The sequence below is a fragment of the Limnohabitans sp. JirII-29 genome, assembly GCF_003063395.1.
GTDB lineage: Bacteria > Pseudomonadota > Gammaproteobacteria > Burkholderiales > Burkholderiaceae_C > Limnohabitans.
The window spans coordinates 91,070-104,080 of sequence record NZ_NESB01000008.1 but is presented as its reverse complement, the minus strand read 5'-3'; the positions used below and the strand labels follow the sequence as shown (position 1 = coordinate 104,080).

The window sequence follows — 13,011 nt, the reverse complement described above, 5'->3', positions numbered from 1 at the left end:
CTAGCGCGCCAACACCGGCCTCAACGCCACCCCCGTGTGCGTGCCCAGCTTCACCACGGCCTCGGGCGTATCCGCTGCCACGATCAAACCGCCGCCGTCGCCTCCTTCTGGCCCCAAGTCGATGATCCAGTCGGCCTCGGCAATCACATCCAGGTCGTGCTCAATCACCACCACGCTGTGACCGCCATCCACCAAACGGTGCAACACGCGAATCAGCTTGTCCACATCGGCCATGTGCAGGCCCACGGTGGGCTCGTCCAACACGTACAGCGTGTGCGGGGCTTTGTTGCCGCGCCGGGTCACGTCGTCGCGTACCTTGCTCAACTCGGTCACCAGCTTGATGCGCTGCGCCTCACCGCCACTCAAGGTGGGTGAGGGCTGGCCCAAGGTCAGGTAGCCCAGGCCCACGTCTTTGAGCAATTGCAGCGGATGGCTGATGTTGGGCATGGTGGCAAAGAAGTCCACCGCCTCGTCCACCTCCATTTGCAGCACCTCGCCAATGCTTTTGCCGCGCCAGCTCACCGCCAAGGTCTCGGGGTTGAAGCGTGCGCCGTGGCAGGTCTCACACGGCACTTTCACGTCGGGCAAAAAGCTCATCTCGATAGTGCGCAAGCCTTGTCCCTCACAGGTGTGGCAACGCCCCTCGCCCGTGTTGAAGCTGAAGCGCCCGGGGCCATAGCCACGCGCTTTGGCTTCCAGCGTTTCAGCAAACAACTTGCGGATGGTGTCCCAAAACCCAATATAGGTGGCAGGGCAACTGCGCGGTGTTTTGCCAATGGGGGTTTGATCGACTTCCAGCACACGGTCAATGCCCGAGTAGCCCGACACGTCGGTGCAGCCCACCCAGGCGGGGTGCTTGCCCTCGTCGTCGGCTTTGCGACCCGCTTGGGTGGTGCGCTGCGCCACCGCAGCGGCCACGTTGTGCAACAACACATCGCGGGCCAAGGTGGACTTGCCCGAGCCCGACACGCCTGTGACGGCCACCAAGCGTTTGAGTGGAATGTCCACACTCACCTCGCTCAGGTTGTGCAAGGATGCGCCTTCCAGGCTCAAAAACGTCAATGCCTCGGCATCCATGGCCCGTCGCGCTTGCAGGGGGTGGCGCATGGCGTTCAGCAAGTAGCGCCCGGTTTGTGAATCGGCTTGGTCGGTGATGTTTTTCACCGAACCTTCGGCCATCAAACGCCCGCCCCGTTTGCCCGCGCTTGGACCAATGTCGATGATGTGGTCGGCGCGGCGAATCGTGTCTTCGTCGTGCTCCACCACCACCAAGGTGTTGCCCTTGTCGCTGAGCACGTGCAGCGCGTTCAACAAGATTTGGTTGTCGCGGGCATGCAGGCCAATGGTGGGTTCGTCCAGCACGTAGCACACGCCTTGCAAGTTGCTGCCCAGCTGCGCGGCCAGTCGAATGCGCTGCGCTTCGCCGCCACTCAAGGTGGGTGCACCACGGTCCAGAGTGAGGTAGCCCAAGCCCACTTGCTCCAAAAACTCCAAGCGGCTTTTGATCTCGGGCAACAGGTCGCGCGCAATGTCAGCGTCGCGTCCGTGCAAGCCCACCGTCTCGGCCCAGCGACGCACGTCGGTCACGCTCAAGCGGGCGATCTCGGTGATGCCCACCCCTGCAAACTTCACCGCACGTGCGGTGGCGTTCAGGCGCGTGCCTTCACAGGTGGGGCAGGCGGTGTCGACCAAGTCGTCCACATCGGGCTCGGCAAAGGTTTGCTCACGGCCTTTGTCTTTGTCGTCGCGCACCGAGTCGTCCAGCACCTTGCGCTGGTCTTTGTTGAGCTTGACCCCCGTGCCCACGCAGTCGGTACACCAGCCGTGCTTGCTGTTGTAAGAGAACAAGCGCGGATCCAACTCGGCATACGAGGTGTCACACACCGGGCAAGCGCGTTTGGTGGAGTACGCGTCCAAGCGGCCAATGCTGTTGGTCTCGGCACCCGCCAGCATGGCTTCGCGCAAACCGTCCAACTGGCTCAGCACGTGCACCACGCCTTTGCCGTGCTCCAAGGCCGTGGCCAAGGCCTGGCGTAACTGCGCTTCGTTTTGGGCCGACACCACCAGGCTTGCCACGGGCAGTTCAATGGTGTGCTCTTTGAAGCGGTCAATGCGCGGAAAGCCCGTGGTCGGCAAAAAGTGCCCGTCCACCCGCAGGTGGGTGTAGCCACGCGGGCGGGCCCAGTCGGCCAGTTCGGTGTAGACGCCTTTGCGGTTCATCACCAAGGGACTGAGCAAGCCGATGTGCTGGCCTTTGAACTCACGCATCAGCTGCGCCGCAATGCGGTCAGGCGTTTGCGGCTGCACCGCCGCGCCATCATGCGTGCAATGCTGGGTGCCGAGTTTGACAAACAGCAAGCGCAAAAAGTGCCACACCTCGGTGGTGGTGCCCACGGTGGATTTGCGCCCGCCGCGAGACAGCCGCTGCTCAATCGCCACCGTGGGCGGAATGCCATACACCGCGTCCACCTCGGGGCGCCCTGCGGGCTGCACAATGCTGCGCGCATAGGCGTTGAGGCTTTCCAAATAGCGCCGCTGGCCTTCGTTGAACAAGATGTCAAACGCCAGCGTGGACTTGCCCGAACCCGACACACCCGTGATGACGTTGAACTTGCCGCGCGGGATGTTGACGCTCAAGCTCTTGAGGTTGTGTTCTTTGGCGTTGATGATTTGAATGCTGCCCTCATCAGAAGAGGATCCGCCCACACCCGCTGCCGAAGTCGTCGGTGTGCCGGGCAACGATTTTGAGCGTGCGTAGGAGGCGCCCGGCATACCGGCTGCTGCGGCAGCAGCGAAGCGAAGCGCGCCTTCGGCGGCCAGCAAGCCAGCAGAGGGCTTGGCCACTTCGTACACCACACCCATGGTTTGGGCATAGTCACGCAAGGCCTTGCCGGTGTGCGAGGTGGGGTGCAAACGCACTTCCTCTGGCGTGCCCTCGGCTACCAACAAGCCACCGGCCTCGCCACCTTCAGGCCCCAGGTCAATCAGCCAGTCACTGGCGCGAATCACGTCGAGGTTGTGCTCAATCACGATCAACGAGTTACCGTCTTCCAACAGGCGGCGCATGGCGCGCATCAGTTTGGCAATGTCGTCAAAGTGCAGGCCGGTGGTGGGTTCGTCAAACAAGAACAGCACGCCTTTTTTGGCGGTGGCTTGGCGACTTGCTGTTTTGCTTTTGGCGGCCTCGGCCAAGAAGCCGGCCAGCTTGAGGCGTTGGGCTTCACCGCCGCTGAGGGTGGGCACGGGTTGGCCCAGTTTGACGTAGTCCAAGCCCACATCGACGATGGGTTGCAGGGCACGCACGACGTCACGGTCGTTGGCAAACAGCTCTAGGGCTTCGCCGACGGTGAGGTCCAACACATCGGCCACGTTCAGTGATCTTCGCGTCGTGACTGCGGGCGCACCGTCTTGCTCCTCTTCGCTTCGCTCAGAATGTCGCTGCGTCGGCACGCCCACAGCCCCGCCACGAAGTTCGCGCTCGAGGGTGATTTCTAGAATTTCGGGTCGGTAGCGTTTGCCGTTGCAATCTTGGCAGCGCAAATACACGTCGCTCAAGAACTGCATTTCCACATGCTCAAAGCCCGAGCCACCGCAGGTGGGGCAACGGCCATCGCCGCTGTTGAAGCTGAACTTGGACGCGGTGTAGCCGCGCTGCTTGGACATGGGCAGCACCGCAAACAACTCACGCACCGCGTCCCACGCGCCCACGTAGCTGGCGGGGTTGGAGCGTGCGGTTTTGCCAATGGGGGACTGGTCCACAAACACCACATCGCTGAGGTGGTCGGCGCCCAACAAGCGGTCGTGTGCGCCTGGGGTTTCGGTGGCGCGGCCAAAGTGGCGCATCAAGGCCGGCGTCAGCACGTCTTGAATCAGGGTGGATTTGCCGGAGCCACTCACGCCCGTCACACAGACCAGGCGTTGCAGCGGGAACTCAATGGCCAAGTTTTGCAGGTTGTGCTCGCGCGCGCCCTCCAAAATCAAACGCGGGGTGCTGTCGGTGACCAAGCGCTTGAGCCCTAGGCCAATGGTTTTGCGCGCACCCAGGTAAGCGCCGGTCAAGGTGTCGGCCGCCTTCAAGGCTTCGGGCGTGCCATCGAACACAATGCTGCCGCCGCGCACACCGGGGCCGGGGCCCATGTCCAAGATGCGGTCGGCGCACAGCATCACCGCCGGGTCGTGCTCCACCACCACCAAGGTGTTGCCTGCATCGCGCAAGCGCAGCATGGCTAGGTTGATGCGGTGCATGTCGCGCGGGTGCAAGCCAATGCTGGGCTCGTCGAGCACAAACAAGGTGTTGACCAAGGAGGTGCCCAAGGCCGTGGTCAGATTGATGCGCTGTACCTCACCGCCACTCAGGGTGCGGCTTTGTCGGTCCAGCGTGAGGTAGCCAATGCCTACCTCGCTGAGGTATTTCAAACGGGTGCGGATTTCTTCCACCAGCAAATGCAGCGCTTGCGCATCGGTGCCTGCCGCGTCCACCTGCACGGCATGGAAGAACTGGTGCAGTTTGTCGATGGGCATCAACATCAGGTCGTGCAAACACAGTCCCGGCATGGCTTCGAGTTGCTCGCGCGTCCAGGTCACGCCCTGGGGCATGAAGCGTTTGTCGGGTTTCATCACCGCATCGGCGTTGTCTTTGCTGCCAATGCGCCACAACAGGCTGTCGGTTTTCAGGCGCGCGCCACCGCACACGCCGCATGGGGTGTAGCTGCGGTATTTGGAGAGCAACACACGGATGTGCATCTTGTACGACTTGCTCTCCAGGTATTCAAAGAAGCGCTTGATGCCGTACCACTGGTGGTTCCACTTGCCCTTCCACAAGGGCGAGCCTTGAATCACCCAGTTCTTTTGGGCCTCACTCAGCTTGGACCAGGGCGTGTCACGCGGAATGCCTTCGGCCTCGGCGTGACGCATCAGGTCGTCCTGGCATTCTTTCCAGGCGGGCGTCTGAATGGTTTTGATGGCACCAGAGCGCAAGGTGAGCTTGTCGTTGGGAATGACCAAGCCGTAGTCGACCCCAATCACACGACCAAAGCCACGGCAGGTTTCACAGGCACCGACCGCCGAGTTGAACGAAAACATCGACGGGATCGGATCGCTGTACCGCACATCGCTGTCTGGGCAATGCAAGCCGGTGGAGAAGCGCCACAAAGAGACATCGGTGCCCTCCCCCCAATACACATTCAGTCGCCCACTGCCGCGTTTGATGGCCAGCTCAATGGCCTCCACCACCCGGGCCTGCTCGGTGTTGCCGAGCCGGAAGCGGTCAGCCACCACATCCAGCAGCTTGCGTGGGCCGGTGGGCGTGGCCACTTCGCGCTCGGCATGCACGCGCGTGAAGCCACTGGCGCTGAGCCACTGCGTCACCTCGTCGGCGGTGGTGTTGGCCGGCAACTCGACCGGAAAGGTCAAGATCAAGCGCGGGTCTTGCGGGAGCGCCGCGCAGCGCCGTTGCAGTTCGGCGTAAATGGTTTGTGGCGTGTCGTGCTGAACGGGCTGCGCGGTTTGGCGGTCAAACAACTGACCGGCGCGGGCGATGAACAACTTCAGGTGGTCGTTCAGCTCGGTCATGGTGCCCACCGTAGAGCGAGAGCTGCGCACGGGGTTGGTTTGGTCAATCGCGATCGCGGGCGGCACACCGTCGACCTTGTCGACAGCTGGGCGGTCCATGCGGTCTAAAAACTGTCGTGCGTAGGCGCTGAACGTCTCCACATAGCGGCGCTGGCCTTCGGCATACAGGGTGTCAAAGACCAGACTCGATTTGCCCGACCCGCTGGGGCCGGTAACCACCGTCAGCTCGCCGGTGCGGATATCGAGGTCAAGATTTTTAAGGTTGTGCTGGCGTGCGCCACGGATGCGAATGGAGCCTGACATGGGGCGGGGTCTTTCTAATGTGCCCAAGCATTCTAGGTAGCCCCACCTCACCCAGCGCGCACCCAGGGCATTGCTTTGCCCCATAAAAAACGCCGCAGCAAAGCTACGGCGTTTGCACAAAGCATCAGGCCCTGCGTTACTTGGCAGCAGAGGCCTCGGCCACCGGGGCAGACGCCGCACCAGACGCGGCCTCAGCAGGCGCATGCACAGCATCTTCACCATGCTTTTCGCCGCCCATGTCCAAACTGTTGCCACCTTTCATGATGACAAAAATGGCCAGCGCCGCAAAGATGATGAAGCCAATGAGAATTTTCAACATAGTCAATCTCCGAAATCAGTAAAAAGCCCTCCACCAGGGAGGGCTCGAATGTAGCAGCCGGGTCACCCCGGTGTGCTGACAAAAGTCCGATCAATCGTGCTCGTAAATGTCCACGTCTTTGGTTTCTTTCACAAACAGCATGCCGATGACAAAGGTCATACCGGCCACGATGATCGGATACCACAGGCCGTTGTACATGTTGCCGGTCTGCGCCACGATGGCAAACGCCGTGGTGGGCAACAAGCCGCCAAACCAACCGTTGCCGATGTGGTAGGGCAAAGACATCGAGGTGTAGCGAATGCGGGTGGGGAACATCTCGACCAACATGGCGGCAATCGGACCGTACACCATGGTCACCAAGATCACCAAGTAGGTGAGGATGATGGTCACTTTCACGCTGTCCACGCGAGCGGGGTCTGCCTTGGTGGGGTAGCCAGCGGCTTTGAGGTCATCGGCCACTGCCTTCTTGAACTCAGCATCTTTGGCCTTGGCTTCATCCGCAGGCAAGCCCTTGGAGCTGTAGCTCGGGATCTCGGTTTCACCAATTTTGATGGAGGCCACAGAGCCTGGTGCACCCACGGCGTTTTCATAGCTCACCGAAGCAGCGGCCAACACTTGTTTGGCGATGTCGCACGAGCTGGTGAACTTCACCGTGCCTGTGGGGTTGAACTGGAACGAGCACTCGGCAGGGTCTGCCGTGACCAACACGCGGTTCTTCTGCTGGGCCTCGTACAACGCTGGGTTGGCAGCCTTGGTGAGGGCTTCAAACACGGGGAAGTAAGTCAACACGGCCAACAAGCAACCCAACATGATGATGGGCTTGCGACCGATCTTGTCCGACAAAGAGCCGAAGATGATGAAGAACGGGGTACCGATCAACAGCGACACAGCCACAAAGATGTTGGCCGTTGCACCGTCCACCTTGAGCGCCTGGGTCAAGAAGAACAAGGCGTAGAACTGACCCGAATACCAAACCACGGCTTGACCTGCAGTCAAACCGATCAAGGCCAGAATCACGATCTTGAGGTTTTTCCATTGCCCAAACGACTCGGTCAACGGTGCCTTGGAGGTCTTGCCTTCTGCCTTCATTTTCTGGAATGCAGGCGATTCGTTCATCGACAAACGGATGTAGACCGACACGGCCAACAAAGCGATTGACACGATGAACGGCACACGCCAACCCCATTCGGCAAACGCAGCCTCACCCACAATCGTGCGGGTGCCCAAAATCACCATCAGGGACAAGAACAAGCCCAAGGTGGCGGTGGTTTGGATCCATGAGGTGTAGGCGCCACGCTTGTCGTGTGGTGCATGCTCAGCCACATACGTGGCCGCGCCACCGTACTCGCCGCCCAAGGCCAAGCCTTGCAGCAAACGCAAGCAAATCAGGATGACGGGAGCCGCCACACCAATGCTGGCGTAGTTCGGCAAGATGCCCACGATGAAGGTGGACAAGCCCATGATCAGAATGGTCACCAAGAAGGTGTACTTGCGTCCAATCATGTCGCCCAAGCGGCCAAAGAAGATGGCACCAAACGGACGCACGATGAAGCCAGCAGCAAACGCCAGCAGCGCAAAGATGAATGCAGAACCAGCGTCTAGGCCGCTGAAGAATTGTTTGGCGATGATGGCCGCCAACGAACCGTACAAATAAAAGTCGTACCACTCGAAAACAGTGCCCAACGAAGAGGCGAAGATCACCTTCTTCTCTTCGGCTGTCATGGGACGATCGACGTCTAGTGTTGCCATGTGTTGTGTCTCCTCAGACTTATAGGTCCAGCCCCCGATCCGGGCGCTGTGCCGCGCAACTATCTGAGCCTTCACTGACCGGATTCTGACGCCGCTCACTCGCCTCATTCGGGGCATAACCCCTTCAAACAACAAACCGCGTACTAACCCTGTGTGTATTTTTTTACATACGAAATATTCAACTCATTAGCCCATCAAAATAAAAAGTGAGCAAGGAATAGCACCAGGGTTTTCACTAGGGTAAAAAAGATGCATCTATATGTGTGCCACGCTCTCGCTCTACAGAGACCCCAAAAAGCGTAAGGACTTGGTCAGTCCCTCTCTTGAGAATCGCGCAGCCAGAGAAAGGCCACGTCGTTGGCCTGTCTGCTCACCTCTCTAAAAAGGAAATTCAAATGAGTGATCCAGTGGTCGACAAGATCCAGAAGCACCCGAAATACCAAGAGTTGCGCGCCAAGCGCAATGGGTTCGGCTGGTTTCTAACCCTGCTGATGTTGGTCGTGTACTACGGCTACATCGCCTTGATTGCATTCAACAAGCCCTTCTTGGCCCAGCCCATTGGTGCAGGCGTCACGACCTTGGGCATTCCCATTGGCATGGGTGTGATCGTGTTCACCATCGTGATCACGGGCATTTATGTGCGTCGCGCCAACAGCGAGTACGACACGCTGACCAAAGAAATCTTGAAGGACGCCACCAAATGAAAAAGTTTTCGACTCTTCTAACCGCGCTGCTGGGCCTGCTGGCCTGCGGTGCTGCCATAGCCGCCGGTGGCGATGTGGGCGAAACCGCCAAACAAAGCACCAACTGGACCGCCATTGGCATGTTCGCCGCCTTCGTGGCTGGTACTTTGTGGATCACCAAATGGGCCGCCTCTAAAACGCGCTCAGCGGCTGACTTCTACACCGCCGGTGGCGGCATCACGGGCTTTCAAAACGGCTTGGCGATTGCGGGCGACTACATGTCTGCCGCATCGTTCCTCGGCATTTCTGCTGCGGTGATGGCCAGTGGCTATGACGGCCTGATTTACTCCATCGGCTTTCTGGTCGGCTGGCCCGTCATCACCTTCTTGATGGCTGAGCGTCTGCGCAACCTGGGCAAGTTCACCTTTGCCGACGTGGCAGGTTACCGCTTCAAGCAGACACCGATTCGCGCTTTTGCAGCTTCGGGCACTTTGGTGGTGGTGGCGTTCTATCTGATTGCGCAGATGGTGGGCGCTGGCCAGTTGATCAAGCTGCTGTTTGGCCTGGAGTACTGGATGGCCGTGGTCATCGTCGGTGCGCTGATGATGGTTTATGTGTTGTTCGGCGGCATGACCGCCACCACCTGGGTGCAAATCATCAAGGCGTGCATGCTGCTCGCTGGCGTGACCTTCATGGCCGTGATGGTGCTGGCACAGTTTGGCTTCAGCCCTGAGGCCTTGTTTGCCAAAGGTGTGCTGGTGAAATCCATGATCGCCGCCAACGCCAAGGAAGCAGCCATGGCCGCGGCCACGGCGTCGGCTGCCATGGCGACCACGCCTGAAGCCCAAGCCGCAGCTTCCGCAGCGTTGGCAACAGCCACCGCGCTTGACCCAGACAAAGCTGGCTTGTCCATCATGGGCCCAGGCGGCTTCATCAAAGACCCCATTTCTGCCATCAGCTTCGGCATGGCCTTGATGTTCGGAACCGCTGGTTTGCCACACATCCTGATGCGCTTCTTCACGGTGCCTGACGCCAAAGAAGCCCGCAAATCGGTGCTGTGGGCCACCACCTGGATTGGCTACTTCTATGTGCTGATTTTCATCATCGGTTTCGGCGCCATCACTTTGGTGCTCACCAACCCTGAGATGTCAGACGTTGCCAAAGGCATCATCAAAGGCGGTGCAGGCACGGCCAACATGGCCGCTGTGCTGGTGGCTAAAACGGTGGGTGGCGACGTGTTCTACGGCTTCATCTCTGCCGTGGCCTTCGCCACCATCTTGGCGGTGGTGGCTGGCTTGACGCTGTCTGGTGCCTCTGCGGTGTCGCACGACTTGTACGCCACGGTGTTCAAGAAAGGCAATGCCGACAGCGCCGCTGAATTGCGCGTGTCACGCATCACCACGGTGGCACTGGGCGTGATTGCCGTGGTCTTGGGCATCGCGTTTGAGAAGCAAAATATCGCCTTCATGGTGGCCCTGGCCTTCGCGATTGCTGCATCGGCCAACTTCCCCGTGCTGTTCATGTCGGTGTTGTGGAAAGACTGCACCACCAAGGGCGCTGTGATTGGTGGCTTCTTGGGCCTGATCTCGTCGGTCGCCTTGACCGTGGTGTCGCCCTCAGTGTGGGAAGCCACGTTGGGCAATGCCAAAGGTTCGGCCTTGTTCCCCTATGCCTCCCCTGCCTTGTTCTCGATGACCATTGGCTTCGTGGGCATCTGGTTGTTCTCTATCCTGGACAACAGCGACGATGCGAAGAACGAACGCGCTGCGTTTGCTGCGCAGCAAGTGCGCTCAGAAACTGGCTTCGGTGCCTCGGGCGCTTCGGGTCACTGATCGACCTCATGCCAGAGCGCTTCGCGCGCTCTGCACACACCGGGCAAGCTTCACGGCTTGTCCGGTTTTTTTATGGCGCGTCGCCTCGCAATTGCCGCAGCTTGATGAAGGCCAGCGCCGCCATCACCGCGTCATTGAGCGCGTCGTGTGCCTCACGCACCGGCAAATCCAAATCGGCCATCAAGGTGACAAAACGCAAATCAATGTTCGGATTGGTCTGCTGCTCGTAAGGCAACATGTGTCGAAACTTATGCTCGTAATACATGGCCGACACTTCGATTTTTTCTTGCGGCAGGCCCTGCCCCAACAACGGCCAGATGGCACGGTTGAGCATGGCCACATCGAACTCCAGGTAATAGCCCACCAAAGGACGTGCGCCGATGAAACGCATCAATTGCTTCATGGCCTCGTCAATGGGTAGCCCCTGCGCCACATCCTGCTCTCGCAAACGGTGGATGCGCACACTCTCAGGCGACACCCCTCGCTCAGGACGTACCAGCAGCTCCAACCGCTCGCTGGTCATGATGCGGTTGCCCACAATGCGCACCGCACCGATGGAGATGATTTCGTCGCTGCCCACGTTCAAGCCGGTGGTCTCGCAATCGAGCGCCACCCATTCGTGGGGCGGCGGCGACTCAAACATGAAGCGAAACTCGGGCAGCCCCAAGTGGTAAATCAACCATTCGCGCTTGAGCGCTTGCCACCAACGGCGGGGATTGAAGACAGAGGTCATCACAAGGTGTCGAGTTTGAAGCGGTAACGCATCAAGGCCTTGAATTGCTTGACCGCACCGAGTGCGTCTTTCAGCAAATCACGCTCAAGGCTAGAGAGCTTGGCCACGTCCACCACCCCAGAGACGGGGCGTTGCGTTTCAAGGTCCATCAAGCCGGCTTTCAATTTGAGGCCCATCAAAAACTGCAAGCTCTGCGTGAGGTCGGCAGCCAAGGCAGGCGACAACACGCCACGCACCACCAAGGCCTCCACACGTGCCACCGTGCTGGTTTCGCTCAGGTGCTCGGCCAAAGCCAAGCTGCGCACGCCATGCACCAAGGGGAACAAGCCTTCTTTTTTGACATGCAAGCCCGTGTTTTCTTCCAAGCCCAACAAACGGTTCCACCAACCCTGGCTGTTGCCAAACGCATCGATGGCAGCCGCAAAGCGCGCCAGCATGGCGTCGTTGTCGGTGGCCAAACGCATCAGGGCTTGGCGGGCGTGGTCGAGCAGCCCCACATCGCCGCACACCGCATGGGCGTCTAAAAAGATGGCCAGGTTCATCAAGCTGTCGGGGTCTGGCATCAGCAGCCACTGCTGCACCATCTGCGCAAACTCGGTTGCGCTTTTGCGCCACATCGGGTTGCTCACCATGATGTGCCCGGGACACTCGGGGTAACCAAATGTCCCCAACGCTTGCGAGAAGGTGTGACAAATGGCATCCAGGTCGTCAGGCGGGGTGTAGCCATCGCGCAAGATCAAGCCGTTGTCCTGGTCGGTCTTGAGCAGTTGCTCGCCACGGCCTTCACTGCCCATCACAAACAGACAACTGTTGGCCCACAAGTCGGGGGGCGCAATGAGTTGCCAAGCGCGCTCAAACAAACGCGCATTGAGGTCTTGCACCAAGCGTGCAATCAAACTCACGCGCGTGCCGCTGCGGTACAGCGTGGTGACCATGCGGGTGATTTGTGCGGCAGCCTGCGCCAGCGACTCGATGTCGGTCGCGGCCTCCACCTGCACCGTGATCAGGTGTGAGTGGTTGGACAAAAAGCTGAACACGTCCAGCGCTTCGAGCACGCCAATGATGTGGTCACCTTCGGCCACCACGACACGGTGCACCCGGTGTTTGAGCATCATGGCTAAGGCATCGCCCACCTGGTCGGAGGGGCGCACCGTGATGAGTGAATAGCGGGCCAAGGTGCCCACGGCTTGTTGCGTCAAAGGTGTACCCGACAAGATGGCTCGCTGTAAACCCGTGGCCGTGAAGATGCCCAAGCGCGGCGGCACGCTGTGCGTGTCGCGCACCAACACATTGGAGGTGCGGTGTTCTTGAAACATGCGCACCACGGTCAGCAAGTCGGTGTCGGCATCTACCGTGTGGGCAGGTCGCACAAAAGCCTCGTCCACCCGAGACAAGGTGAGCGACTGCAACTCGTTCTGGCTTTGACGCTGTGACAACGCGCTGAGTTTGTTGCTCAGGTCAGAGAACAGCAAGGCCCCAAAAGTGGCGTTGTCGGCAATCAAGTCGGTCACGGTCTGGCGCGCCAGCTGGTAAGCCACCACCTCTTCCACCGCCACAAAACGGCTGCTGGTTTTGCCCGCCACCAAGCCTCGGCCATCGAAGGTGTCATCAGGGCCGTAAGTGGTGATGACTTCGTCACCCTCGTACTGGGTGACATAGCCCTTGATGATGACAAACAAGTGGGTGGGCGCCGCGCCCACCTCCAGAATGGTCTGGCCTTCGGGGTAATACGCCACGTCCACGCTGTCGCGCACCAGGCGTTGCTCTTGGAGCGTCAGGCAGTCAAAGGGAGAGGCTGAAAAATTAAATGCGTTGGGCATG

Annotated in this window: 7 protein-coding genes; 2 read left to right on the top strand and 5 right to left on the bottom strand. The window is 59.7% G+C overall.

Annotated elements, in window-relative coordinates; all coding sequences use genetic code 11:
• The 3 genes from B9Z39_RS13255 to B9Z39_RS13245 all read right to left on the bottom strand — a co-directional run bounded on the left by B9Z39_RS13255 (position 1) and on the right by B9Z39_RS13245 (position 7,942).
• A complete protein-coding gene (locus B9Z39_RS13255) occupies positions 1–5,874 on the bottom strand; it encodes an excinuclease ABC subunit UvrA (RefSeq protein WP_108302076.1) in 5,874 nt (1,957 codons plus the stop codon).
• 136 nt (positions 5,875–6,010) lie between these two features.
• On the bottom strand, positions 6,011–6,193 hold the full coding sequence (locus tag B9Z39_RS13250) for a hypothetical protein (RefSeq protein ID WP_100147178.1): 183 nt from the start codon (positions 6,191–6,193) through the stop codon (positions 6,011–6,013).
• 90 nt (positions 6,194–6,283) lie between these two features.
• On the bottom strand, positions 6,284–7,942 hold the full coding sequence (locus B9Z39_RS13245) for an MFS transporter (RefSeq protein WP_100147179.1): 1,659 nt from the start codon (positions 7,940–7,942) through the stop codon (positions 6,284–6,286).
• Between the two features lie 395 nt (positions 7,943–8,337).
• Here B9Z39_RS13245 and B9Z39_RS13240 point away from each other — a divergent pair, with 395 nt between their 5' ends.
• A complete protein-coding gene (locus B9Z39_RS13240; protein WP_108302017.1) occupies positions 8,338–8,646 on the top strand; it encodes a DUF485 domain-containing protein in 309 nt (102 codons plus the stop codon).
• On the top strand, positions 8,643–10,457 hold the full coding sequence (locus B9Z39_RS13235; protein ID WP_108302016.1) for a cation acetate symporter: 1,815 nt from the start codon (positions 8,643–8,645) through the stop codon (positions 10,455–10,457). The genes B9Z39_RS13240 and B9Z39_RS13235 overlap by 4 nt, the downstream gene beginning before the upstream one ends.
• A gap of 70 nt (positions 10,458–10,527) precedes the next feature.
• Here B9Z39_RS13235 and B9Z39_RS13230 read toward each other — a convergent pair whose 3' ends face one another.
• Complete coding sequence (locus tag B9Z39_RS13230; protein ID WP_108302015.1) at positions 10,528–11,190, bottom strand: 3'-5' exonuclease; 663 nt, start codon at positions 11,188–11,190, stop codon at positions 10,528–10,530.
• A complete protein-coding gene (locus tag B9Z39_RS13225) occupies positions 11,190–13,010 on the bottom strand; it encodes a DUF294 nucleotidyltransferase-like domain-containing protein (RefSeq protein ID WP_100147183.1) in 1,821 nt (606 codons plus the stop codon). The genes B9Z39_RS13230 and B9Z39_RS13225 overlap by 1 nt, the downstream gene beginning before the upstream one ends.
• Position 13,011 lies beyond the last annotated feature (1 nt).

What these genes read in the sequence shown, in the direction of transcription:
- B9Z39_RS13250 (WP_100147178.1), bottom strand. Translation starts at nt 6,193, where the DNA reads ATGTTGAAAATTCTCATTGGCTTCATCATCTTTGCGGCGCTGGCCATT.
- B9Z39_RS13240 (WP_108302017.1), top strand. Translation starts at nt 8,338, where the DNA reads ATGAGTGATCCAGTGGTCGACAAGATCCAGAAGCACCCGAAATACCAA.
- B9Z39_RS13255 (WP_108302076.1), bottom strand. Translation starts at nt 5,874, where the DNA reads ATGTCAGGCTCCATTCGCATCCGTGGCGCACGCCAGCACAACCTTAAA.
- B9Z39_RS13230 (WP_108302015.1), bottom strand. Translation starts at nt 11,190, where the DNA reads ATGACCTCTGTCTTCAATCCCCGCCGTTGGTGGCAAGCGCTCAAGCGC.
- B9Z39_RS13225 (WP_100147183.1), bottom strand. Translation starts at nt 13,010, where the DNA reads ATGCCCAACGCATTTAATTTTTCAGCCTCTCCCTTTGACTGCCTGACG.
- B9Z39_RS13235 (WP_108302016.1), top strand. Translation starts at nt 8,643, where the DNA reads ATGAAAAAGTTTTCGACTCTTCTAACCGCGCTGCTGGGCCTGCTGGCC.
- B9Z39_RS13245 (WP_100147179.1), bottom strand. Translation starts at nt 7,942, where the DNA reads ATGGCAACACTAGACGTCGATCGTCCCATGACAGCCGAAGAGAAGAAG.